Source organism: Pseudomonas syringae group sp. 243L2, from assembly GCF_032587875.1.
In the GTDB taxonomy this organism is placed as follows: domain Bacteria; phylum Pseudomonadota; class Gammaproteobacteria; order Pseudomonadales; family Pseudomonadaceae; genus Aquipseudomonas; species Aquipseudomonas amygdali.
In genome coordinates, this window is the sequence record NZ_JAWHPL010000021.1 from 548,536 (window position 1) to 572,688 (window position 24,153).

The 24,153-nt window shown below is 59.6% G+C and carries 19 protein-coding genes, 1 tRNA gene, 2 pseudogenes and 1 riboswitch; of the genes and pseudogenes, 12 read left to right on the forward strand and 10 right to left on the reverse strand.

Going from position 1 to position 24,153, the window contains the following annotated elements; genetic code table 11:
- Positions 1 to 525 precede the first annotated feature (525 nt).
- Positions 526 to 601: transfer RNA gene (locus RYB66_RS15415), tRNA-Asn, on the reverse strand.
- A gap of 682 nt (positions 602 to 1,283) precedes the next feature.
- On the opposite strand from RYB66_RS15415, the pseudogene RYB66_RS26645 reads away from it, so the two are divergent.
- Both RYB66_RS26645 and RYB66_RS26650 read left to right on the forward strand, forming a co-directional pair.
- Positions 1,284 to 2,105 (forward strand): annotated as a pseudogene (locus RYB66_RS26645) (cache domain-containing protein); the annotation flags it as partial.
- A gap of 333 nt (positions 2,106 to 2,438) precedes the next feature.
- A pseudogene (locus RYB66_RS26650) lies at positions 2,439 to 3,014 on the forward strand (methyl-accepting chemotaxis protein); the annotation flags it as partial.
- Positions 3,015 to 3,055: 41 nt separating this feature from the next.
- On the opposite strand, the gene RYB66_RS15425 reads toward RYB66_RS26650, so the two are convergent.
- From RYB66_RS15425 to RYB66_RS15445, 5 genes are read right to left on the reverse strand one after another with little or no spacing between them, the layout of a single operon-like run.
- A complete protein-coding gene (locus tag RYB66_RS15425) occupies positions 3,056 to 3,898 on the reverse strand; it encodes an energy transducer TonB (protein ID WP_005745934.1) in 843 nt (280 codons plus the stop codon).
- Positions 3,895 to 4,341 carry a protein TolR gene (gene tolR, locus RYB66_RS15430; RefSeq protein WP_005745933.1) on the reverse strand — a complete coding sequence of 149 codons (447 nt, stop codon included), beginning with the start codon at positions 4,339 to 4,341 and terminating at the stop codon, positions 3,895 to 3,897. Before tolR ends, RYB66_RS15425 begins: the two co-directional genes overlap by 4 nt.
- 9 nt (positions 4,342 to 4,350) lie before the next feature.
- The gene (gene tolQ, locus RYB66_RS15435; RefSeq protein ID WP_005745931.1) at positions 4,351 to 5,061 is read right to left on the reverse strand and encodes a protein TolQ; all 711 of its coding nucleotides are present in this window, start codon (positions 5,059 to 5,061) and stop codon (positions 4,351 to 4,353) included.
- A gap of 55 nt (positions 5,062 to 5,116) precedes the next feature.
- Positions 5,117 to 7,045 carry a phytase gene (locus RYB66_RS15440; RefSeq protein ID WP_316894807.1) on the reverse strand — a complete coding sequence of 643 codons (1,929 nt, stop codon included), beginning with the start codon at positions 7,043 to 7,045 and terminating at the stop codon, positions 5,117 to 5,119.
- 37 nt (positions 7,046 to 7,082) lie between these two features.
- Positions 7,083 to 9,599, reverse strand: a complete 2,517-nt coding sequence (locus RYB66_RS15445) for a TonB-dependent receptor (RefSeq protein ID WP_057402736.1) — start codon at positions 9,597 to 9,599, stop codon at positions 7,083 to 7,085.
- Between the two features lie 523 nt (positions 9,600 to 10,122).
- Here RYB66_RS15445 and RYB66_RS15450 point away from each other — a divergent pair.
- A complete protein-coding gene (locus RYB66_RS15450; RefSeq protein ID WP_044320273.1) occupies positions 10,123 to 11,037 on the forward strand; it encodes a GGDEF domain-containing protein in 915 nt (304 codons plus the stop codon).
- 9 nt (positions 11,038 to 11,046) lie between these two features.
- Complete coding sequence (locus RYB66_RS15455; RefSeq protein ID WP_005755753.1) at positions 11,047 to 12,084, forward strand: AraC family transcriptional regulator; 1,038 nt, start codon at positions 11,047 to 11,049, stop codon at positions 12,082 to 12,084.
- 7 nt (positions 12,085 to 12,091) lie between these two features.
- Here RYB66_RS15455 and RYB66_RS15460 read toward each other — a convergent pair whose 3' ends face one another.
- The 3 genes from RYB66_RS15460 to RYB66_RS15470 are packed head-to-tail and all read right to left on the reverse strand — an operon-like array spanning position 12,092 to position 14,351.
- Entirely contained in the window at positions 12,092 to 12,766 is a 675-nt protein-coding gene (locus RYB66_RS15460; protein ID WP_004665622.1) for a response regulator transcription factor, read from the reverse strand.
- Positions 12,767 to 12,786: 20 nt separating this feature from the next.
- Entirely contained in the window at positions 12,787 to 13,656 is an 870-nt protein-coding gene (locus tag RYB66_RS15465) for a phosphatase PAP2 family protein (protein ID WP_010198975.1), read from the reverse strand.
- A complete protein-coding gene (locus RYB66_RS15470; protein ID WP_004665623.1) occupies positions 13,656 to 14,351 on the reverse strand; it encodes a histidine phosphatase family protein in 696 nt (231 codons plus the stop codon). The genes RYB66_RS15465 and RYB66_RS15470 overlap by 1 nt, the downstream gene beginning before the upstream one ends.
- A 518-nt stretch (positions 14,352 to 14,869) precedes the next feature.
- On the opposite strand from RYB66_RS15470, the gene RYB66_RS15475 reads away from it, so the two are divergent.
- The 7 genes from RYB66_RS15475 to RYB66_RS15505 all read left to right on the forward strand — a co-directional run bounded on the left by RYB66_RS15475 (position 14,870) and on the right by RYB66_RS15505 (position 22,238).
- A complete protein-coding gene (locus tag RYB66_RS15475; protein ID WP_016981371.1) occupies positions 14,870 to 16,024 on the forward strand; it encodes a mandelate racemase family protein in 1,155 nt (384 codons plus the stop codon).
- A gap of 86 nt (positions 16,025 to 16,110) precedes the next feature.
- Positions 16,111 to 17,733, forward strand: coding sequence for an ABC transporter substrate-binding protein (locus RYB66_RS15480; protein ID WP_316894812.1), 1,623 nt, complete (start codon positions 16,111 to 16,113; stop codon positions 17,731 to 17,733).
- Positions 17,734 to 17,773: 40 nt separating this feature from the next.
- Positions 17,774 to 18,811: an ABC transporter permease gene (locus RYB66_RS15485; RefSeq protein ID WP_016981373.1), complete on the forward strand. Its 1,038-nt coding sequence runs from the start codon at positions 17,774 to 17,776 to the stop codon at positions 18,809 to 18,811.
- Complete coding sequence (locus tag RYB66_RS15490) at positions 18,811 to 19,716, forward strand: ABC transporter permease (RefSeq protein ID WP_016981374.1); 906 nt, start codon at positions 18,811 to 18,813, stop codon at positions 19,714 to 19,716. The genes RYB66_RS15485 and RYB66_RS15490 overlap by 1 nt, the downstream gene beginning before the upstream one ends.
- 49 nt (positions 19,717 to 19,765) lie before the next feature.
- On the forward strand, positions 19,766 to 20,605 hold the full coding sequence (locus tag RYB66_RS15495; protein ID WP_029240939.1) for an ABC transporter ATP-binding protein: 840 nt from the start codon (positions 19,766 to 19,768) through the stop codon (positions 20,603 to 20,605).
- 10 nt (positions 20,606 to 20,615) lie between these two features.
- On the forward strand, positions 20,616 to 21,380 hold the full coding sequence (locus RYB66_RS15500; protein WP_005745917.1) for an ABC transporter ATP-binding protein: 765 nt from the start codon (positions 20,616 to 20,618) through the stop codon (positions 21,378 to 21,380).
- Positions 21,381 to 21,515: 135 nt separating this feature from the next.
- Positions 21,516 to 22,238 (forward strand): oligogalacturonate-specific porin KdgM family protein, encoded by a 723-nt coding sequence (locus RYB66_RS15505; protein ID WP_005745916.1) that lies wholly within the window; start codon positions 21,516 to 21,518, stop codon positions 22,236 to 22,238.
- A 104-nt stretch (positions 22,239 to 22,342) separates the two neighbouring features.
- Here the strand turns inward: RYB66_RS15505 and RYB66_RS15510 are convergent, their stop codons facing one another.
- Entirely contained in the window at positions 22,343 to 23,077 is a 735-nt protein-coding gene (locus tag RYB66_RS15510; protein ID WP_005755744.1) for a FadR/GntR family transcriptional regulator, read from the reverse strand.
- Between the two features lie 108 nt (positions 23,078 to 23,185).
- Between RYB66_RS15510 and RYB66_RS15515 the strand changes: the two genes are divergently transcribed.
- Positions 23,186 to 23,902 carry a FadR/GntR family transcriptional regulator gene (locus RYB66_RS15515; RefSeq protein ID WP_005755743.1) on the forward strand — a complete coding sequence of 239 codons (717 nt, stop codon included), beginning with the start codon at positions 23,186 to 23,188 and terminating at the stop codon, positions 23,900 to 23,902.
- Positions 23,903 to 23,920: 18 nt separating this feature from the next.
- Positions 23,921 to 24,121: riboswitch (cobalamin riboswitch) on the forward strand.
- The last annotated feature ends 32 nt before the right edge of the window (positions 24,122 to 24,153 follow it).

Here is a 24,153-nt window from a genome sequence, read left to right on the forward strand (position 1 = left end):
CTTGGCATGCATTTTTTGCATGCCATGAATCTTAATAAATATCGAAAAGACATCGGTGGAGGGTCTTCTTCAGCCACCTACAACGGCCCTCGTCGACCTGTATCAAATCTTGTACAAATCTGTAGAGGAAGTAAATTGCGCTCGGTGCTGGCAGATTGCTTTTATTGCAAATACCGAATAAATCCGACGAACGGTTTGAACCATCTGCTATAGGCTCATCTGACTGCGGCTGCAGCGGCCGCGCGAAATCGCCCTTCGCTGAAAAAAACGCTGGGTTTTCCAAGAAAGGGTCTATTGGATTAGGGTTTGACGGCGGTTCGGGCGAGAGGCGAATTCAACACGTGACGACATGCGCTGTAGCACGCGGTGCTCAAGGCTATGACGCGAAAAGTGCTTGAAAAGTGAGGAGCAAAGCGAGATTTAAATTCATTACTGGCCGCGAGTAAGGCTCCAAACCTTAGCTACCGCGGTTAAGTGATTGCAGAGCAATCACTTAAATCAACACTGAACTTGAATTACAGAAAGTGGCTCCACGACCTGGACTCGAACCAGGGACCCAGTGATTAACAGTCACTTGCTCTACCAACTGAGCTATCGCGGAATGAGCGCTATGTTACTGATTAGGAAAAGGAAGTCAAGCAAGGGCTGAAAAAATTTCGGCGCTGCGGCTTGCGCGCGCCCAGCGTTACGAACACGTCGTAAGGTGGCCATAGAACGAGCTTCTGCCCGAAGGGCGTAGGAGTTTCAGGAGGTTACGACGGCTACGATGGGCTGCGAAGCGGTTCCAAAATGGGCTACGGTTGTACCAGACGTACCACGTGCACCGTTTATGCTGCCGGTTCCCGGCAGATCGCGGACAAGTCCGCTCCTACACTTGAGAGATCGCGGACAAGCGGGCATCGCCCAGCCCATTTGAACGTACTGAAATTGGCGTTTATGTCACATCAAGAAACATCTGCATCAGCCGACACCTCGGTCAGGTAGTCCCTTTCCCACGGCTCAGGTATAACAAAAAAATGGCCTCGCTCAAGACAGTGCAAGCTCGCTACACCGCAACCTTCGTGGGGTTCATGGCCTTGGTCATCGTTCTGACGGTTTATGGAATCGGTCAGTTCGTCTCCCCCAGGCTCACCGCCAACGATGAAAACATGCTGACCGCCAAGGCAGCAGATATCAGTAACGAGATCAAGACCGAACTGGCCCGCGTACAGGCGCAGGCGCGGGTGATTACTGAACTGGTGCCGCAACTGTCCAGTGACGATATCGACCGCCTGCTGCCGTTTATGGTCAACCAGTACGGCGAAGCCAAGGTGTTTGGCGGCGGGATCTGGCCTTTGCCGAACGTGCGCACGCCCGGTCGTGCCAAGCACAGCACCTTTTACCATCGCGATGCGTCGGGCAAGTTGATCGTCAACACCCATTGGAACTCGCCTGAGTCGCTCAACTATTTCGAACAGGGCTGGCACAAAGGCGGCTTGAACTCGCCTGCTGGCCAATGCGCCTGGGCGCCCGCCTATCAGGATGCCGCCAGCCCGGAACCGCGCACCAACTGCGCCATGGCCATTACCAAAGACGGACAGCCTTGGGGCGTGTCGACCATCGACGTGACGCTGGGCTTCTTCAACAAGCTGGTTGAAGCCAAAGAGCAGGAAGTCCATGGCCGGATCATGATCATCGAGGCCGATGGCAAGATTCTGTCCAACGTACCGGGCAGCAGCGACAAGATCGTGCTGCGCAATGTCTCCGAACTGGCGGCGCAATCGCCGTTCATTAATGGCATCAAGTCGGCACTCGCCGTCAAAGGTTCTGGCACCTCGCGTCTGACCTACCAGAACAGCGATGGCGAAGAATCAACGCTGTTTCTGATGCCGGTTGCTGGAACGCCCTGGTTGCTGGCCGTTTCGCAAAACACCGACCTGCTGAAAAGCCAGAGCGAAACCGTCCTCAAGACCCTGGCCTGGCTGCAGATCCCGATGGTTCTGGTGCTGCTGGTGCTGATGATCGTTGCGTTGCGCACGCTGATGAACCGTCTGGGCGTGCTCAAAACCAACATCGACACGCTGTCGGCCGGTGACGCCGATCTCACCCGGCGCATTGCCGTCAAAGGGCACGATGAAGTGGATCAGGTGGGGGAGTCGGTCAACAACTTCATTGCCTACCTGCAACGCATGATGCTCGACGTCAGCAGTTCCACCAGCGAGATTGCCAGCGGTATCGAACAACTGCGCAGTCAGGCGGGCGTTACCAATGCCATTCTGATCCGTCACGCCAACGAAACCGATCAGGCCGTTACTGCGATCACCGAGATGTCCTCCACCGCGGACGAAGTGGCCCGCAGCGCGGCGCAGACCGCAAGCTTCACGCAGTCGGCCAATGAGAACGCGCAGGTATCGAAAACCGTGGTTGCAGACGCTTCTGACAGCGTGAATGCACTGATCAGCGAGGTCGATTCGGCCACCAGCAAAGTGCAGTCGATGGAGCAGGACGCCAAGCGCATCAACGCGGTGCTGGCGGTGATTGGCGAAATCGCCGGGCAGACCAACCTGCTCGCGCTTAACGCCGCCATTGAAGCCGCGCGCGCCGGCGAACAGGGCCGTGGCTTCGCGGTCGTGGCCGATGAGGTGCGCGCCCTCGCCGCTCGCACCCAGGCCAGCACGTCGGAGATCAACGAAATGCTCGGCAGCCTGCAACAAGGCGTCAGCGCCGCAGTAGCCGCGATGGAAAAAACCCGCCAGAGCTGCCAGACCACGGCGGGCAAAACCACCGCCGTAACAAGCGGCCTGGACGACATGACTCGCTCGGTTCTGCAGATCAACGACCTGAGCACGCAAATCGCCACAGCGGCCGAGGAGCAAAGCGCGGTGTCAGAGGAAATCAGCCGTAACATCATTGCCGTTCGGCATATCGTCGAAGAGCTGGTCGAAGGCGGCTCCAGTAACGAACGCAGCACCGCTGCCCTTTCCGAGTCCAACACTCGCCTGATTGCGCTGGTACGGCGCTTCAAGGTCAGTTAAAACCTGTGCGGGCCTGCCGCAGCATGCATCAGGCCCACTGTCTATTTGATCCGGTAGTGGAAGGTATTCTTCACCCCGGATACGCTCACCGCCCTGCCCTCGACAACCCGTGGCTGATAACGAAAGGTTTGCGCTGCGGCCAGTGAAGGACGGATGAACAATGGATGGCACGCACCCTGCACTTGCGGGTTGACCACCGTGCCTTGCGGCGACACGTCGTAGACCACCGTGCAATCACCCTCGATGCCTTTGTCCAGAGCCCGTTCGGGATAGTCCGGAGCCTCCTTGCTGAGTGGCTGATACTGGCTGCTGTCAGCGGCGGCCTGCTGTTGTGCTGATTGCTGCGCCTGGCGGGCGCGCTCGGCAGACTGACGCGCCTGTTCGGCCTGACGTTGTTGCTCAACCTGCTGACGTTGCTGCTCGGCCAGCCGCTGCTGTTCCTGGCGCTTTTGCTGCTCGGCTTCGTGCAGGCGCTGAACGCTCTGTTGCTGTTCGCGCTCGCGCTTTTGCTCGTCAACGCGCTTGCGTGCCAACGCCGCCTGTTCGACCTGGCGCTGCGGCTCTGCCTGCGGTTTTGCAGCTTCTACCGGCTGGGTGATCGGCAGCGAGGCCGGTGCAGGTGGCGGCAGCTGAACAGGCTCGACAACCGACGCAGCGGCGACTGGAACCGGCTCAGGCGCTGGCGGCAAAATCACTAATTGCGTGGTCAGGGTTCTGCTCTGTGCGGGCGGTGCTTCGTGCGGGCTCCAGCCGAACATAAGACCGCCCAGCAGCACGCCATGCAATGCCAGCGCGATGGCAGCGGCCAGGCCATTGCTGCGCAGCCAGGGCCCATTCACCCATTCGCGGCGCGGCGGGTGGTAATCGAGGGCCAGGGTGTTCATTGCGGGGCCTCGGTCACCAAGCCCAACTGCGTTACGCCACTGCGTTGCAGCGCCGCCATGGCGGCGACTACCCGGCCATAATCAGCCTTGTCATCGGCACGGATGAACACTTGCGTGTCCTTGCGCTCGGCAACCAGTCGGGCGATGCGCTCCTGCATGTCTTCAAGGCTCGCGGCCTGATCGGTCTGCGTTTGAGTATCGACCGTGTCGCCCAGGTTCCAGTAGTAGCCGCCCTGCGCCTTGACGGACAGGGTCACGATGCGCTGCCGGGTATCGGTGGCGAGTGCTTCGCTGGCGACTTTGGGTAACTCGATTTTCACCCCTTGGGTCAGCATCGGTGCCGTGACCATGAAAATCACCAGCAGCACCAGCATCACGTCGATATAGGGCACGACATTCATTTCGGCTTTCGGGCCATGTTTGCGTTGCGGTTTGACCAGCATGACAAGTCCTCAGGCCGCAGCGGCCATGTTGCGGGTCAGGCCTTGCAAGGTGCGGTTCAGGCGCACCTGCAGTTCATTGCCGAAGCTGTAGTAACGGGCCGTGAGCGTCTGGCCACGCGCGGCAAAACGGTTGTAGGCGATAACGGCAGGAATGGCGGCGAACAGGCCGATGGCCGTGGCAATCAAAGCTTCGGCAATACCCGGCGCGACCGTCGACAGTGTGGCCTGCTGCACTTGAGACAGGCCGATGAAGGAATTCATGATCCCCCAGACCGTGCCGAACAGGCCGATGTAGGGGCTGACCGAGCCGACCGTAGCGAGAAACTGCAGGCCTTTTTCCAGTTGCAGCTCCTGCTCGCTGATCGCGACCTGCAATGCGCGTTCGACGCCTGACAGCACCACGTCAGGCTCGATGCCGGGACGTGGCTTGAGTTGCACGTACTCGGCATAACCGGCATTGAAGACGCGCTCGATACCGTCAGCGCCCTCTTGAGCCGAACGGCTGTCGGAGTACAGCGGTGCCAGCTCGGCTTCAGCGCGAAAGCGCTGCTGAAACGCATCCAGTGTCCGCTCGTAATGGCCCAGCGCAAGACTGCGCTGGATGATCAGGTACCAGCTGACCAGCGAAGCGAGTAACAGAATCAGCATCACGGCCTTGACCAGCAGGCTGGCATCGCTGATCAGGCCCCAGATAGTCATGTGTTCGAGGGTGGCGTGCATCGTGGTAGTCCTCTGTAATGGAACGAATGATTAGCACCGCTTGATGACAAACGACTTACGGCAGCTTCAAGGTTTTCATCACCTCGGCCCACGGCACGAACTTGAAGTTCTGCGCCTGCTCGGGCATGCGTTTGCGCCCGTCCTGCACCACCAGCATGCCTTTGCTCCAAGGGCCGCCGAGGTTCATGGAGGTCACTTCGATGCCGTCGGTTTCCGAGGTACCGTCAATCCCCGCGTTCGCGTTGAGACCGACCCGAAAAGCGCCGCGCAGTGCGTAAGGCGGCTCGGCATCGACCACCACGTAGCTGTCGTTGCCCTGACTGGAGATCACCAGATAGTCGTGCTTGTCACTCTGATACAGCGCCAGCCCCTCGACATCGGCATGCACCGCCTCGCCCACCTTGATCACACTGGAAAGCGTCGCAGGCTGATCCGCCCGCGCATCGACTTCCCAGACGCCAACGTCCTCTTCACCGAGAAACAGGCGTTGACGCTGGTCATCGGCCACGCAGCCTTCCGGCTGGGTGTCGACCTTGAAGCGGCGTACCAGCTCGCCTTTTGCCTTACCGTCGGACGCGCTGAGCCGATACTGGAGAAAGCTGCCGTCTTTACCGTTGGCGAAGGCGTATAGCTCGCCACTGGCAGGTTTGAACAGGCAGACGCCATAGATTTCCGCCAATGGTGTGGGGATCTCTCCCGCTTCACGAATGACGCCGCTGACCCGGTCGATGCTGAACAGGCTCAGGCTGTTGTGATCCCGGTTACTGGCTACCGCCAGATCGACAGTCTTCTTGCCGAGCATGAAGCCTGGGCGTAGATCGACGTTGTTCAGGCGGCCTACCGGTAATTCCTGCAACTGCTTGCCAGTCAGGTCATAAGCCAGCAGGCCCTGCTTTTTGTTGGTGCCCAACACGCGACTGAGCGCCGGATTTTTCGGGTGGACCCAAATGGCCGGGTCGTCGGCGGCGTCACCCTGACGCCCGACCGGCTGGCTCTGACTCGCCGCCATGACAGTCGGCAACGGCTTGGCGTTATTCACCGGTTTGGGCGACCAGCTCAGTTCCCCCTGATACAGGCGCTCGCCGTCATTGTCGTTAACCAACACCTGCAAGCTGTTCTTGCTCTCACGCACAGAAAGCCCTTCCGGCTTTTTCAGGCTCATCAGCGACAGATCGGCCACCGGCGTCCAGCTCTCCAGCGAATCCTGCTGCTGATAGAGATGCAACGCCTTGCCTTTCGGGTCCAGCGCCAGCAAACCGCCCGGAACAATGGCCATTGCCCCCGCCGCCTGTTTCAAATCGCCAAACGGTTCGCGTAGAGCCACAGGCTGACGCGCGACCTCAGCCTCGGGGTGCGCCGAATAAGCCCACCAACCGATGTTTTGTTCATTGACGAACAACCTGTGCGCAGCGTCATCGACCTGACAAAACTCGGCTTTGGGTGGTAGCGGCAGGTTGCGCACCAGGCGTGGCGCGTCGTTCAGTCGATTATCTGCGCCAATCAGCCATTGTTCGCCCTTGCCCTCCTCGCCCACCAGAAACACAAACAGGTTGCTGGCGTCATCGCGGTACAGGCACAGACCAGCCACTGAATAATCGCGTGCGGGCAGATAAACCGGCTTTGACCAGTGTGCTCCGGTCGGATCGAGCTGGGTCAGCATGGCCTGCTGGCGGGCATTATCCAGCGTTGCAATGAGCACACTTGAGCCTGTAGTACGGCTGTCGAACCCTTGGAACGACCCCGGCATTTTCGCCAACTCGCGGCCCTGCTCATCCAGCAGCAACAGACCGGCCTTGACGCTCGCGGCCAGGCGGCGGGTGCCGTCACTGCCCGGCAGAAAGCTCGCCGATTGAGCCTTGAACGAAGCATTTTCAGCCCAGCGTGTCAGGTTCAGGTCCATCGGCGGCGAAGCGTGCGCAGCCCCGGCCGCAAGACAAAGCAGTAGCGCCAGGCACGCTGACTTGGGTGATAACGAAATGATCATGAACGGTTGAATCCTTTGAATGAGCGCGTCAGGTCGATCAGAAGTGAGTGAAGGTCAGGCCGACTTTGTAGGTCGGGCCGTATTCTTCGTACTGGCCGTTGTAGGCGCGATGACCGCTGTAGACGAAATACGGCTGATCGGTGAGGTTCTGCGCCTCGAAGCTGACCTTGAGGTTCTTGGTCAGTGAATAGCGGGCGCTGAAATCGACGAAAGTCTGCGCATCCACGTACTGGTCGTGGTCCTTGTCGCCGATCGACGCCAACTCGTAGAGATAGGCCGATTTGTAGTTGGCGGACAGACGCAGACTCAGCTTGTCGTTCTCCCAGCCGAGCATGACGTTACCGACGGTTTTCGACTGGCTGGGCAGGTCGATGTCGCGCTTGCGGTTGGTGCCGGTGCTCTGGTCGAAACCGTTGATGCTCGCGTCGGAACGGCTCAACGTGGCGTTGGCGCCCAGCAGCAGACCGTTCCATGGCGATGGCAGCCAGTCGAGCTTTTGCGAATAGGCCAGTTCCAGGCCATAGAGCTTGGCCTTGTCGCCGTTGGCGTAGGTGTTGGCTTCGGAGAAGTTCGCCCACTGCCCGGTGCCCGCCAGGTCGGTGTTGTAGACGAAATTCTGGATGTCCTTGTAGAACACGAACGCCGACACCGTCCCCGCTCGGCCCATGAAGTGTTCGATGCCCAGATCAAGGTTGCTCGACTCCAGCGGCTTCAGATTCGGGTTACCGAAAGAGGCTTCGTCATCGTCGATCACAAAGCCCGGCGCCAGTTGCCCGAACGTCGGGCGCACCACGGTTTTGGTCCAGGCGGCGCGTAACTGGGTGCTCTTGTCGATCTGATAACGGGCATGCAGACCTGGTAACCAGTGGTGATAGCGGCGGTTGGTGGTACTGGACTCGAATGCCCCATCGCGCACGCCAGTTCCTTTGGCGTCCATCTCCGTGCCCTCGTAACGCAGACCGGCGATGAAGCGCCATTTATCGACATCCAGCGTATTCATGAAGTAACCGGCATTGATGTCTTCGTTGATCTTGAAGTCATTGGCCCGGCTTTCCGACGCGTCGTAGGCGTCGGCGGCGTTCAGGCCGCCGATCAGGCCCTTGACCGCAGTGGGACTGATACCGCTGCCGAAATTGCCCAGTCGATAGTCGATGGTGCCTTTCTGGAACTGTGTCAGGTTGAGTTGCTGATCGCTGAAACCCTGGTCATCGAAATCGTCGTATTTCCAGACTTCCAGATCGTTGCTTTTGTCGCGTCGGCTGACCTTGCCGCCAAACTTGAACTGCGAGGCATAGCCCTTGAAGTCGTAATCGCGGGCCAGGTCGAGGCGCACGTTCTTCTCGGTGTCTTTGGTGTACTGCTTTTCCCGGTCGACCTTGTCCAGAGTAAAGTTCGAATTGTCGTAGAACGAGGGATCGACGATGGGCCTTGGCTTGTCGCGGTCGTAGAAACCGGTGTCGGCAAAATCATCGTTGCCCACGAATGTGGCCCCGGCAATATGGCTAGGGCTGTCTTCACTGGACTCGCTGTAACCGGCCTGGCCGCTGAGGGTCCAAAGGCCGACCATACGCTCGCCACCAAACACGTAGGACTGGATTTCCTGAGTTTCGGTGCGCGCCTTGAGCTTGCGCGTGCCTTCGGCATCGCCGGTCTGCCCTGCGCTCTGGGCATTGGCAAATTCGAAACCGTTGGTGGTGCGCACCTCATCATCCTTGAAACGGCTGTACAGGGTGCGCAGGTAGTATTTGCTGAGGTCATCGGGTTTGTAATCGAAGTTAAGACCACCCCCGGTGCGCTCGCGGCTGATGTCGTAGTCGCGTTGTTCAAACGATTGCAGTCGCGAGCCGTCCCAGTCTCCGCCGGTCTCGACGTTGTCGGAGCCGAAATCACGCTTCTGCCAGCTCAGTGCTGCCGCCACACCGAAGTTGTCGATGCCGTCGCCAAGGCTGAAACGATTGCTCGCCGCGCCGGAAAACTTGGGGCTGGTCTGGTGGGTGTTCTTGTCGTAGCTGGCTTCGCTGCTGCCGGTGTAGAACAGCCCTTTGTGGTCGAAGGCAGAGAGGCTTTCGACATCGACTGTACCGCCCAGCGAGTTGGCGTCCATGTCCGGGGTCAGGGTTTTGATCACTGACAGTGACTGCACCAGTTCGGCAGGCAGCACATCCAGCGCCACGGCGCGTCGGCCACTTTCCGGGGCAGGCACCAGCGTGCCGTTGATGGTCACGCTGTTGAGGTCAGGCGCCAGTCCCCTGACGGTGACAAAGCGCCCCTCGCCCTGATCGCGCTCGACGCTGACGCCCGGCATGCGTTGCACTGCTTCGGCGACGTTCTGGTCCGGTAACTGCGCAACACCGTCGGCATGCACCACGCTCTTGATGCTGTCGGAGCTGCGTTGCTCCTTGAGCGCGTTGTCGATACTCGCCGCCTGCCCGACCACTTGCACGTGCTCGGTGGTATCGGCTTCGGCCGCCTGTAAGCGTTCGCTGGCAATGGCAAATGCCAGCGCGCTGAGTGTGAAGCCGACCAGTTGAGCCCTGCTGCGACGCCTGTGCATGTTAAGTCCTCCCCCATAATCCCGACAGGCCAGGCAAATGACCCGGCAACTGGAGGCGCAAGCTAGAGTCGTGCAGTGACGGTTCTGTGACAGGTAACGGGCGCAGGGGCTGGAAACAGCGGGTTTGGGGGTGACTTGGCAGGCAAATGAGCTGATTTGACTTTCAGGCGGGGCTGGCCGGAATCAAAAGCCGATGTGCGTATGACTCTCGTTCCAACGCTCCGCGTTGAAACGCAGTTCGTGACGCTCTGCGTCGCCAGTGCCACCGTGATCGAGAAGCACGTATGGCGACCTCCTGCAGACGCATCATGACATTGTGCTGCTCCGGAGACTTGTGACGCAAAGCGTCACGAACCGCATGCGTTTGGCAGGCGAACCAGCCGGGTGGCGGTCAGGCGCGTAGAAAAAACCTGCAACACACGTGAGCTGATTCGACCTTTCGCGGTCCGCGTTACCCGTCACCGAAGTGTCATGTACATCTGTTCTGCTGGCCGATAACCAGCAGCTCGGGAGCCGTCTTTTCATGTTCAGGATCATCCAACCCCATCGCTGGAAACTCGCTGCGCTGATGGTCGCTTCCAACCTGGGCCTGCTGGCCTTTCTGGCATTTGGCAACGTCAAACAGGTCAGCGAATGGCAATGGCTGGACATCGTCGGCGAAGGCGGCTCCGCGCTGCTGTCGCTGGTCTGGCTGTTTCTGGTGTTCAAGAGCCGACCAGCCGGTCGGGTCACCAATTACCTGTCGACAGGCCTCAGCTGTGTGTTCTTTTCCTGGTGGATCGACGCGCTGGACGAGTTCATTCGCCTGCCCAGCCACATCCAGTGGGGTCACTGGCTGGAATCCGGACCGATGCCAATCGGCCTTATCCTGCTGACCCTCGGTATCTATCACTGGCATCGCGAGCAACTGGCGATCAGCGCGCAGATGGAAAAGCGCGAGCGTGGCTTTCGTGAGCATCGGCTTTACGACAAGCTCACACCGCTGGGCAGCGCCGACTATCTGAAACGCCAACTGGTCGTCAGCCTTGAAGAAAGCCTCTGCCAGCAGCAACCGTTGTCGCTGCTGGTACTGGATGTGGATGACTTCAGCGCGATCAATAACGCATTCGGTCATGCCGAGGGCGATGAGGTTCTATCGGCGCTCAGCCATCTGCTGGTACTCAATTTGCGCCGCCAGGACCTGCTCTGCCGTCTGGCGGGCGACCGGTTTGTGGTGTTGTTGCCCAATACTGGAGAGAGTCAGGCGAAACTGCTGGCGCTGGAGCTGCAACAGGCGGTTGCCAGCCTGGCGCACAAGACTCGGCAACAAGGTGAACGCATTCAACTGTCGGCCAGCGTGGCGGTGGTCATGGCCCTCAATGAAACGCCGGACAACCTGCTGCGTCGCCTCAACCTGTCGCTGGCCCGCGCCCGACGTCCCCTGACCCGTACTGCCTGAGCGACTGCCGTGACTCTCAAAAGTGACTGGTACGAAGCCGACAGCCGCTTCATCCCCGGCCATTACCAGCCGGCTACGCTGATTGATCTGGCCTTGTCGCGCGGGATCGACAGCCATCGCCTGCTCAAAGGCACAGGCCTGTTCTACGAAGACATCGTTGCGGGCAAGACGCGGCTCAGTGCGCAGCAATTCTTCGTTCTGATCGGTAACGCGCAACGCCAGATGGAAGCCGACGACACCAGTTTCCTGTTCGGCCAGCGACTGTTTCCCGGCCATTACGGCGCCGCAAGCCATGCGCTGCGTCATGCGCAAAACCTGCATCAGGCGCTGGAAATCCTGATCCACCAGCATGCGCTGCTCAGCCCGCTGCTGACGCCGCGTCTGGAGCTGGATGAGCATTTTGCCTACCTTTACTGGCTGGACAGTTGCGGCGCTGGCGAACAGCAACGCTTCCTGCTGGAGGCCGGTATGACTGCACTGGTCGCGATGAGTCAGTTGCTCAGCGGGGAACGGCTGCCGTGGGAATGCAGTTTCTGTCACGAGGAACCGCGCTACATCGAACAATACTGGGTGCATCTGGGCGAGAACACGGCATTTGGCCGCCCGCTGGACATGATGCGCCTGCCCCGGCATTACCTCACCCGCGCGTGGCCAGGCGCATCACCCATCGCCGTGCAGGTCGCACAACAGGAGGCCGCCGGGCAACTCGCTGCGCTGGGTATGCCATTCAGCCTGCTGGACCGGTTACACCAGCACCTGCGTGACAACGTGCGCCAGGCTACCAGCCTGGAACAGGTTGCAAATGCCTTCGCCATGAGCCCGGCTACGCTGAAGCGCAAGTTACACAAACACGGCACCAGCTTTCAGGCCCAGCACGACCTGGCGCGCAAGCATGTCGCGCTGTACCTGTATCAGATCAAGGGGCTGAGCAACGAGGCTGTGGCGGACTACCTGAACTTCAACGATCCGGCCAACTTCCGCCGCTCGTTCAAACGCTGGACCGGCAGTACACCGACCTTGATCCAGCGCCTGTTCAATTTCGACTGAGCAGGCCTCAGCGCTGGACACACAACTTGTAACCCAGGCCGTGAGCGGTATGCAGCAACGGCGTCTCGTGATCGCCGTCCAGCACCCGCCTAAGGATATGAATGTTGCTGCGCAGGCTACTGCTGTTCGGGGCATCACGCCCCCAAAGCACTTCTTCCAGCTCGGATCGCTTCACGATATGGGGACTTTTGCGCATCAACAATTCCAACAGCTTCATGTTGGTCGGGTTGAGCTTCAAAGGCACACCGTTGCGGGTTATCTCAAGGGTATCCAGATCGAAGTGCAGGTCAGCGACCACCATCACCCGGTTATCCTTGCGCTGGCGTCGGCCCACCACCGCTTCGACCCTGGCGAGCACCTCGGACATTGCAAACGGCTTGGTGATGTAATCATCGGCACCCACCTTGAAGCCGGTGAGACGGTCATCCAGCTCATCCCGCGCACTGAGCATCACAATGGCGACTTCCGACTTCGAATACTGGCGCAGACTGCGGCAGATCTGGTTGCCGTCGATGCCCGGCAGCATGATGTCAAGGATGATTGCATCGAAGCGCTTCGAGGCGGCCAGGTGCAGTCCGCTCAGGCCGTCCAGCGCACCTTCGACCGCGTGCCCCCTGAGTTCGAAGAATTCCAGCAGGTTATCGTGAATGTCACGGTGATCTTCAATAACCAGAATGTTCATTGCAGCGCCTTCTTGTTTTTCTACCCGGCCGAGCGGGACCCTGTTGCCATTGAATCGGCAGGTTGAGTAAAAAATTCATCACGCCGACCGGAAACCGCTGCGTTACGAATTGGCTGTTGCAATCTGGATCGTCCATAGAAGCACAGTGCGACCAGCAGCGTGCTCAGCCACACCACGATACCCGCCCAGAACGTGTGCGACATAAAGTGCCAGCCTTGCAGCACCCGCGTAGTGCCGTAGATCATGCCGAGCACAAGAATGCCCGCCAGCAGGGCGTTGGTATGTTTCCAGCAGTAGCGCCGAGCCACGAAGTACAAGGCCAGCAGACTGAATGCGCTTGACGCATGACCACCCGGCCAGCAACGCCCGGCACCGGCCTCATGCAGAAAATTGAAGTTTCGGAACCACTCGATGTGCGCCTCGCTGCCACCGTACAAGGTGGTTTCAACGGGGCAGTACACACTGGTGTGGCTTTTCAGGTAATGGATCATGCCGGTGCTTAACGCAAAGGCAACGATCACGAAAAAGAAGTCCAGCCGATGCCTGCGCGTAAAGCGCAGAAACGCCTCTGTCCGGGACCCCGACAGGCGCCTCACGAAGCGCGAACCGGCCTTTTTTTCCAGTAAAGGCCAGACAAACGACAGCATTGCACCAATGATCGCCAACTCGCCGGTCCAGTCCGGGATGATTCGCGCCCACTTGTGCGTGATGGTCTCGAACAGATGCATCTGCCCGATGGGAAATACACCGGCTGCCGAATCAAAAAACAGGTTACTCAACTGTCGGTCAATACTGGTCAGGTCGAATGTCACGAAGACCAGTAGAGCGAAAAAAACGGGTACACCCAGATTGACGGCGTAAAACCGCAGCCTGGGGCTGGAGGATGTCATCAATTGAATTGCTCGCTGCTGAGGTTGGCCCATTGCCCGGAGGTCAGGGAGCCGAGAATTTTAGGCCGGTGGGTACCATCCATCTGCACGAAAAATGCCTGAGCGTATTCACTTGAACGCTCGCCGCCGATCACGCCGACCTTGCGTTCAAACTGGTCGATACAGCCGCTGTGCGTTACCAGCACCAGGTTCTCGCCACTGACCTTATGGTCTTCGACGACCTTCATGAAACCGCCGTCGCAGTCGTTGATCCAGTCCTGAGCGGCCACGGAATGGCCTGCCAGAAGTTGTGCAGTCTGTTGAGTACGGGTCTTGGTGCTGGCGATCATGCGCACATGGTCCATGCCCATTTTCTGCAGACCGGCGCCCACTGCCAGCGCCGCATCCCGCCCGTTGGAAGTAATGCCGTCAGCATCGCCCATGCAAGGGTTGGTCGAGCGGTCGCAGCGTTCGGCGTGCCGAACCATCACCACCACATCACCTTGCCGCCAATGCTCGCGAAGACCGGAAACCTTCAGGTTGCTGCCAACGCCCAGATCCACTACATGCACGCTTGAGAACGCCGTATAAAACCAGGCGCAGATCGCCAGTAATACGACAGTCACCGTTATCGAGACGATGTGCTGATGCACTTTGTGGCGCTGCTGAATGCCCGAATCGGCAAGCACATTCTTGTTTATTGTCGTGTCAGCCAAGTGACCACTCCTGCCATGAACCTATGTGTGGTGTTGACTCGGGAGGTGCCCGATGTCTTCACCGCTCCCGTGCAGGCAAGATAGGTTCAGCATCGTGCTGACGCAGTGAAGAAGATGTGAAAAACGTGTTGTGGCCCAGCGCCATGTTTTTCTGCAAGTGCCCTGAAAACGGGGCTTTGCGGCTTTTCTGATTTGAACATGAAGATAATTTAAGCGTTTTTCGAAAAATTCAGCGCGTCCCTGCCCTGCACGGGGCATTCCTGGCGCGACGACAGGTTCCGTGCAGGCCTCAATGCTATTAAGGGGCTAAAGGTATAACGACTTAAGCACAGTCATGCCGCTCAAACACCCCACAGCAGCCATCGCTACTCGCTCATACCTGCCTATAACGCCCGTCAATACAGGAAATAGTCGTCATACGACTATTGACATCGTCCTACAAGGCTGCAAATAATCGCCCCAGTGTTGTATGACGACATACTAATAACCTGATAACAACAATATCCATGAAGGTCCTCATGAAAATCACTTCGGTCAGTGTCGACGTTTTTTCCTTCCCTTCACGCCGCGCTGTGGACAGCGCAGGTCATGCCCATCCAGGCGAAGAAAAACCGGTCAAAATGGCCATGCTGCGTATCGCCTGTGACGAGGGCAGCGAAGGATTTTCCTTTGGCTCGCCCGAACTGATCCGGCCACACATCATCGAGTCGTTCGTGAAAAAGGTGCTGATCGGCCAGAACCCGATGAATCGTGAAAAAATCTGGCAGGAACTGGCCCACTGGCAACGCGGCAGCGCCAGCCAGTTCACCGACCGTGCGCTGGCACTGGTAGAGCAGGCGCTGTGGGACCTTGCCGGACGCGCCTTGAAACTGCCCGTGCACAAACTGTTGGGCGGCTATCGCGACAAGGTACTGGCCTACGGCTCGACCATGTGCGGTGACGACTTGCCCGGCGGCCTGTCCACTCCGGACGAATACGGCCAGTTTGCCGAAAAGCTGGTAAAGCGCGGTTACAAAGGCATCAAACTGCACACCTGGATGCCGCCGATCTCGTTCGCGCCTGACCCGCGTATGGATGTACAAGCCTGCGCTGCGGTTCGTGAAGCGGTCGGCCCGGACGTTGCCCTGATGCTCGACGGGTATCACTGGTATAGCCGCACCGACGCGCTATACATCGGGCGTGAACTGCAAAAGCTCGACTTTGCCTGGTTCGAAGAGCCGATGATGGAAGACTCTGCCGAATCCTACGCCTGGCTGGCGGCCAACCTGGACATTCCGGTGCTTGGCCCGGAAAGCATTGCCGGCAAGTACCACAGCCGCGCCAGCTGGGTGACCAACAAGGCCTGCGACATCCTCCGTGCTGGCGTGGCTGGCGTCGGCGGCATCGGGCCGTGCCTGAAAGTCGCGCATCTGGCCGAGTCGTTCGGCATGGACTGCGAAGTCCACGGCAACGGCGCTGCCAACCTCGCCGTGGTCGGCGCGATCAGCAACTGCCGCTGGTACGAACGCGGCCTGCTGCACCCGTTTCTTGAATACGACGATGTACCGGCCTACCTCAATACGCTGGTCGACCCAATGGACAGCGACGGTTTCGTGCACCTTTCCGGGCAACCGGGACTGGGCGAAGACATCAACTTCAGCTATATCGAGACACACACCGAACAGCGTTACTGACTGGCAGCATCGCGAAGGGCACGCCGAGCGCCCTTCGCTCGACATCCCGACACAGCGTCTTATAAATATAAAAAAGGACTGCCCCCATGAAGCTCTGGCTCAAGCGCCTGCCCTGGCTGCTATGCCTCGCCCTGACGGCGATACTCGTGCACACCCCGCCCGCTCTGGCGCGCGGTGAAACACCGGTCGATCAACTGGTGGTCGGCATGAGCATGATCAACCTGCTGTCCCTGGACCCGGCAGGTGCCACCGGCCTTGAGGTGTCCGAGGTCAACGCCAATGTCTATGACATGCTGCTGGAACAGGACGCTGCCCGCCCCGACCAGCTGATTCCGGCACTGGCCGAGCGCTGGGAAATCAGCCCCGACCGCATGCGCCTTACCTTCCACCTACGCCCGGGCGTGACATTTCACTCCGGCAACCCGCTTACTGCCCAGGACGTTGCCTGGTCGCTGCAACGTGTGGTCACACTCAACAAGGCCCTGGCTTCCACCTGGAAAGCCTACGGTTACACCGCTGACAACGTCAGCAAACTGATGCGCGCCGAAGGACCATCGACCTTCGTGCTTGACCTGCCCAAAGCCACCGACCCCATGCTGGTGCTCAACACGCTGGCAACCTCGCCCAGCGCCTTCGTCATTGATCGGCTGACCACGTTGCAACATGCCAAGGGTGATGATCTAGGCGCCGCCTGGCTGACCACCAACACAGCGGGCTCCGGCGCATTCAAGCTGGACATCTGGCGTGCCAACGACGTGATTCTGATGAGCCGCTTCGAGCAATACTGGCGCGGCCCGGCCAGACTGCGCCGGGTGATCATGCGCAACATGACCGAATCCCAGGCGCTGCGCCTGATGGTGGAGCGCGGAGACCTGGACGTGGCGCGCGGTATGGCGGCCACCGATATAAAGGCACTGACCCGTTCGAAAGACGTCAATGTGCAGACCATCCCGCGCGGCACTCTGTACTACATCGCACTGAGCATGGAGCAGCCACTGTTTCAGGATATCCGGGTGCGCCAGGCAATTCGTGCGCTGATCGACTATCAAGGCATCAACTCCGTGGTCATGCCGCATTACGGGCTGATCAACCAGCGCCCGCTGCAACTGGGGCTGGCGGCCAGACTGGATGATCCGGGCTATGCACTCAACGTCGCCGAGGCCAAGCGCCTGCTCGCCGAAGCCGGGCACCCGAATGGCTTCAGGATCACCATTCGTTCGCTGACCGATTCGCCCTTCATCAACATCGCCACCAGCCTGCAATCGACCCTCGCCCAGGCAGGTATTCAGGCGTCGATCATTACCGGCACCGGCAATCAGATCTACGGCGCAATGCGCGACCGGCGCTTCGACATTCTGGTCGGGCGTGGCGGTGGCGGTGCCGAGCGCCATCCGCACTCCAGCCTGCGAGCGCTCATTTACAACCCGGACAACCGCGAAGAAGCCAGGTTGAGCAACTTTCAGGGCTGGCGTACCTCGTTCTACAACGCCGAGATCAACCAACTGATCGAGCAGGCCGAACGCGAGCGTGACGCCAGTAAGCAACTGGCCGACTACCAACGCATCCAGACCCTGTATGACCAGAAAGCCGGGCCGATCATGCCGATTTCGCAGATGACCGATGAAGTGGTCATTCACGCCGATGTCCAGGATTACCTGGGTCACAGCGCCGCGACCACGCGCCTGCGTGACGTCTACAAGCAACGCTGAACCCATGCGTTCAATCGCTCAAGCCAAGGCAGGAATAACCATGTCGAGTGCATCGATTTCAATTTGGAGCAGTCGGGTTGCCCACGGCACCCGTCGCAGCGGATCAGTGGCGGCGACCCTGTTCGGCCTGCTGTTGCTCACTTTCTTCATTGGCCGGGTCATGCCGCTGGACCCGGTACTGGCCATCGTCGGCCCTGACGCAGATGCGGCCGCCTACGCTCAGGCGTATCAGGAACTGGGCCTGGACAAGCCGCTGACCACCCAGTTCGTCATGTACCTCAGTGACCTGCTGCACGGTGATCTGGGCAAAGCCCTGCTGACCGGCCACCCGGTGATAGACGACATCGCGCGGGTCTTCCCGGCCACGCTGGAGCTGGCCACCCTGGCAATCCTGTTCGGCGTGCTGCTGGGCTTGCCATTGGGGGTGTATGCCGCCACCCATCAGGGCCGCAGCGGCGACCATATTGCCCGGGTCATTACCCTGTTTGGCTATTCCACGCCGATCTTCTGGCTGGGCATGATGGCTTTTCTGGTGTTCTACGCCTGGCTGGGCTGGGCCGGAGGGGTTGGACGCATCGGTCTGGCTTATGACGGCCTGATCGAAACCCGCACCGGCCTGTTGCTGATCGATACCGCACTGTCCGGCGACTGGGAAGCCTTTCGCAGCGCACTGCGCCACATCCTCCTGCCTGCGGTAATCCTCAGTTTCAATTCGGTGGCGTATATCAGCCGCATGACCCGCAGCTTCATGCTCGAACAGCTCTCGCAGGAATACATCATCACCGCCCGGGTCAAGGGCCTGTCGCAGCGACGCATCGTCTGGGGCCATGCGTTCCGCAACATCCGCGTACAACTGCTGACCATCGTCGCCCTTGCCTACGGCGGCCTGCTGGAGGGTGCGGTGCTCATAGAAACCGTGTTCGCCTGGCCCGGTTTTGGCCAGTACCTGACCAGCAGCCTGCTGCTGGGCGACATGAATGCCGTGATGGCCTGCGTCCTGCTGATCGGGTTGATCTTCGTGATTCTCAATCAGATCAGTGACGCCCTTTATAAAGTCTTCGACCCGAGAACCCGCTGATGACGACTTCCATTGCAAGCAGCGCCACGCCCATGGTTCAGGCGCCAACCTCCAGCCTCGCAGCATTGGCCGCCAGCAGTGCGCGCCTGATGCGTTTTCTGTTGCGCAACCCGATGACGCTGGCGGGGCTGATCGTCATCGGCACGCTGATGATCGTCGCGCTGTTCGCGCCATGGATCGCCACTCACGACCCGCTGGCTCAGGACCTGTCGGCCGCGCTGCGCATGCCCGGTGCACAGAACTGGTTCGGCACCGATGAATACGGCCGCGACGTGTTCAGCCGATTGGTCTACGGCTCGCGCATCACGCTGTACATCGTGATGCTGGTGACGGTGATCGTCGGCCCGATCGGCCTGCTGATCGGCACTGTGTCCGGTTATTTCGGCGGCTGGGTCGACAGCCTGTTCATGCGCATCACCGACATCTTCATCTCGTTCCCCAGCCTGGTGCTGGCACTGGCCTTCATCGCCGCGCTGGGCCCTGGCCTGGAACACGCAGTCATCGCCATCGCCCTGACTGCGTGGCCACCGATCGCCCGCCTGGCGCGGGCCGAAACCCTGTCGCTGCGCAACGCCGACTTCGTTGTCGCGGTGAAGCTGCAAGGTGCCTCGGCAGTGCGCGTGATCGGCCGTCACATCATTCCGATGTGCCTGTCTTCGGTGATCATCCGCCTGACCATGAACATGGCCAGCATCATTCTCACCGCCGCCGCACTGGGCTTTCTCGGCCTGGGCGCACAGGCGCCGTTGCCGGAATGGGGTGCGATGATCTCCAGCGGCCGTCGTTACATGCTGGAAAGCTGGTGGCTGGTGGCGGCACCCGGCGCCACCATCATGCTGGTCAGTCTGGCGTTCAACCTGTTGGGCGACGGATTACGCGATGTACTTGACCCACGCAGCGAATGACACGCATCGAACAATAATAAAAGGGGCTAACACCATGTCACACACAGCCATGCCACAGATAAAGCTTGCAGTAGAAGATTTACGCGTCGAGTTCAGTCATGCGGGCAAGGTCACGGCAGCCGTTCGCGACGTGTCATTCAGCCTTGGCCGGGAAAAGCTGGCGATTGTTGGCGAATCGGGATCAGGCAAGTCCACGGTCGGTCGCAGCCTGTTGCGTCTGCATCCGGCAACGGCCAGGGTGACGGCAAAAACCCTGCGTTTCGGCGATATCGACTTGCTTGAATGCAGCGAAAAACAGATGCAGAGCATTCGCGGTCGGCGCATGTCGATGATCATGCAGGACCCGAAATACTCGCTGAACCCGGTGATAAAGGTAGGCGAACAGATCGCCGAGGCCTATCTGGCGCATCACAGGGTTTCGAAAAAGGAAGCCCGCGAACGCACGCTGGACATGCTCGCCAAGGTGCACATCCGCGAACCGGCGCGAGTCTACGAACTGTATCCCCATGAAGTTTCGGGCGGTATGGGCCAGCGGATCATGATCGCGATGATGGTGATCACCGACCCGCAAGTGATCATCGCCGACGAGCCGACTTCCGCACTGGATGTGTCGGTGCGCCGTCAGGTGCTCAACGTGCTGGAAGAGCTGGTCAGCGAGCGCGATCTGGGCCTGATCTTCATCAGCCACGACCTGAATATGGTCCGTCACTTCTGCGACCGGGTGCTGGTGATGTACGCCGGACGAGTCGTGGAATCGCTGAACGCCAGCGAGCTGGATCAGGCACGTCATCCCTACACGCAAGGCCTGTTGGCCGCCCTGCCCAGCCTGGATCACCCGCGTGCCAGCCTGCCGGTTCTGCAACGCGATCCCCTTTGGCTCACTCACTGAGAATGCTCCCATGGCAATGATCACAGTCGATTCACTGAACCTGAGCTTCGGCACTGGCCCAGCGCTGAATCAGGTGCTGCGTGACGTCAACCTGCAGGTCGAGCAAGGCCAGTCGTTCGGCCTGGTCGGCGAATCCGGCTCGGGCAAGACCACCGTGCTGCGCTGCCTGGCAGGACAATATCATCACTGGAGCGGCGCACTGAGCGTGGCCGGCCAGACCGTGCAGCGCAAGCTCGATGCCAGTCACTACCGCACCGTGCAGATGGTCTTTCAGGACCCCTATGCCTCGCTGCATCCGCGCCATACCATTGACGCAGCGCTCAAGGAGCCCTTGAGCATCCACCGGATCGGTGATCGTGACCGTCGCGTCTGTGAAGTGCTGAACAAGGTCGGTCTCAACGAGAGCTTTCGTTTCCGTTACCCGCATCAGCTGTCCGGCGGCCAGCGCCAGCGCGTCGCTATTGCAAGGGCGCTGATTCTCGAACCGCGCGTACTACTGCTCGACGAACCCACCTCGGCACTGGACGTTTCGGTGCAGGCCGAAATTCTCAACCTGCTGGCCGACTTGCGTCATCAGCAAGGCCTGACCTACCTCATGGTGACCCACGACCTCGGCGTAGTGGCGCACTTATGTGACCGGGTTGCGGTCATGCAGCAAGGCCAGGTGGTGGAAACCCTCGATAGCAGCCAGTTGATCAACAACCAGGCTCGGCACGAGTATTCGCGACTGCTGATTCAGGCCAGCCGCGACATGGACCTGCGTCCGACGGGATGACCCGCCGCCGGGCTCACGACCGCTGAACCCGTAACCCTGCCGACACTGTGATTCCCGGCCCTCTCGGCCAAGGAATTCGGCTGCCTGCGATTTGCCTCAACACACCCAAAACAGCCATCAAACAAGAATAAAAAAATGAAAAAACCACTCGCACTGATCTCTCTGACTGCTCTGTTTCCCGGCGCCTGGGCGCATGCCGACAGCGCGTACATCAACTACCGTCACCAATATGCAGAAAGCACCCGTATGCATGCTGACCGAGTCAAATTCGGCAGCCGGCTGGACAGCGGCTGGGGCTTCGAAGGCGAGCTCAAATACAAGACCGCAGGCGACCGCCAGGATGTAGCGTTCGACAACACCGTCGGCAACGGCCACGAATTGACGGTCAGCTATCAATACCGCCTCGACGAAAAATGGCTGCTGACGCCTTCGTTTGCGCTGGAAAGTATCGAGAAATCGACGGCCTATAAAATGGGCCTCAAGCTTGGTTACAAAGTAAACGATCAGTTGAGCGTATCAGGCCGTTACCGCTACGACTCGATCAAGCTGGACAGGGACAAGGTCAACCATGAAATGCCTGACAACCAGATGGATGATCAGTCGATCAATCGTTACGACGTCTGGGTCAACTACGCCAGCAAAGGCCCGTGGGCGTACGAGTATCAGTTCACCTACTTCGACGCCGACTACATTCGCTATGACAACGGCAAGACCGACTACGAACAGAATGCGGCCTTCAAATACAAATGGGACAAGCACTGGGTGCCATTCTTTGAAGTGGGCGACATCAAGGTCGATTCCGAAGATGACAAGCGCCAGCTGAGATTGCGCGTAGGCGTGCAGTACAACTTCCTGTAGCGCACGATAACCTCACCATCGTGCGACGCTCCGCGTCGCATGCAGTTCTGGACGCTCTGCGTCCTCTTTGTCTGGCAGAAACTCCGCGTCCGGCCCTGAATCGCTCAGTCGCTGTACAGCGCCTGAGTGCGACGCAGGCGCATGCGGCTGCCGTTGAGGTGCAGGTACATCGCCGAGCGCGCTGCATCGACGTTGCCTTCGGCGATGGCGTTGTAGATTTGCCGGTGTTCGGTGTTGATTCCGGCCAGGTAGGCGTTGCGATCGCTCTGCCCTGTGTAGGCCGAGTTCATCCGCGTGCGGGGAATAAGCTTGGTGCCCAGATGTTTCATGATGTCGATCAGGTAGGCATTGCCTGACGCCTTGGCGATCTTGAGGTGAAATTGAAAATCGGCATTGATGGTGGTTCCGGATTTCTGCGGGCCTTCAAGCAGCGCATCGAACGCCCGCTTGAGCTCAAGCAACGCTTCAGGGCTGCGTCGTTGCGCAGCCAGCCCTGCTGCCTCGACTTCCAGGCTCAAGCGAAACTCCAGCAAGTTCAGCACATCGGACAAGGTGGCGATGGTCGCAGGCCCTACCGAAAAACCTTCAGGCGGTGGCATGTCTAGAACAAAGGTGCCGACACCATGCCGGGTTTCCACCAGCCCGGCGGCCTGCATCCGCGACAGCGCATCGCGCACCACCGTGCGGCTGACACCCTCGGCTTCCATGATGTGGATCTCGGAAGGCAGTTTCTCGCCGCGCACCAGCACACCGTCACGCATGCGCTGGGCGAAGCGGTCGACCAGGGTTTCTGCCAGGCGGCGATGGTTCTTTTGCGAGGAAAGCGCGTTGTCCGACATTGCAGCCTCAGTTCTGTCCGATACGCGAGTATAGGCTGCGATCCCCACACAAAACACGCCTTGAGTACGGTTATACTCAGCCACCCGACACGGACCCGATCACCCGCCATGGAACAACCTTCCACATCAAAAGGCCGTCGCTCCAGCCTGACTCAGCAACTGGTCGCCGAGTTTTCGCGCAGAATTCGCGAAGGCGAGATCCAGAGCGGTGAAAAGCTTCCTACCGAACAGGTGATCATCCGTGAAACCGGGGTCAGCCGCACCGTGGTTCGTGAAGCGATGTCGCGTCTGCAAGCCGAAGGTCTGGTCGAAACCCGGCATGGCATCGGCACCTTCGTGGTCGATGCCGCGCAGCCAGGGCATTTCCAACAGGTTGAACCGCCAATCGGTACACCCGGAGACGCGGTATCCATCATCGAGCTGCGCCTGAGCATCGAGCCGGAATCCGCCGCGCTCGCGGCTCAACGCCGCACGCCCGAACAACTGGATGCCATCCGTCAGGCACTCGATGAGCTGCATCGCTGCGCGCGCCTGGGGCACGACACCATGAAGGCCGATTTCGAGTTTCACCGGCAGATATCACTGTGCACCGCCAATAGCTTCTTTACCGACGTGATGAGCCAGCTCGGCAGCAGCATCCTGCCCCGCACCCGCAGCGGCTTCGGCAATATCACGTCGTTGCACGCAGAGGACGACCCAGGCATCCAGCAACGCGAACAGGAGACCATCTTCGACGCCATTGTCCATCAGGATCGGGATGCCGCCCGAGCCGCGATGCGTCTGCATCTAATCAACAGTCTGCTGCGCCTGCGCGCAAAGGATTAGCCACTAAAACGCTTATCGTTTACCATGCCGCCCGTCGGTTTCCGAGAGGAACTAACAGGGAATTCGCACGCTTTGTCTGCACAAGGCCAAAACGAAACTGCCCCCGCAACTGTAGGCATCGAGCCTGCTCCATGACTGCCACTGGATTAAGCTCCGGGAAGGCCGGAGCCTGGCGATGACATGCCAGTCAGGAGACCTGCCGACCTGCTTCAATCCACTAACCGGCGGGGTGTCCGGGAAGGACATCCGCA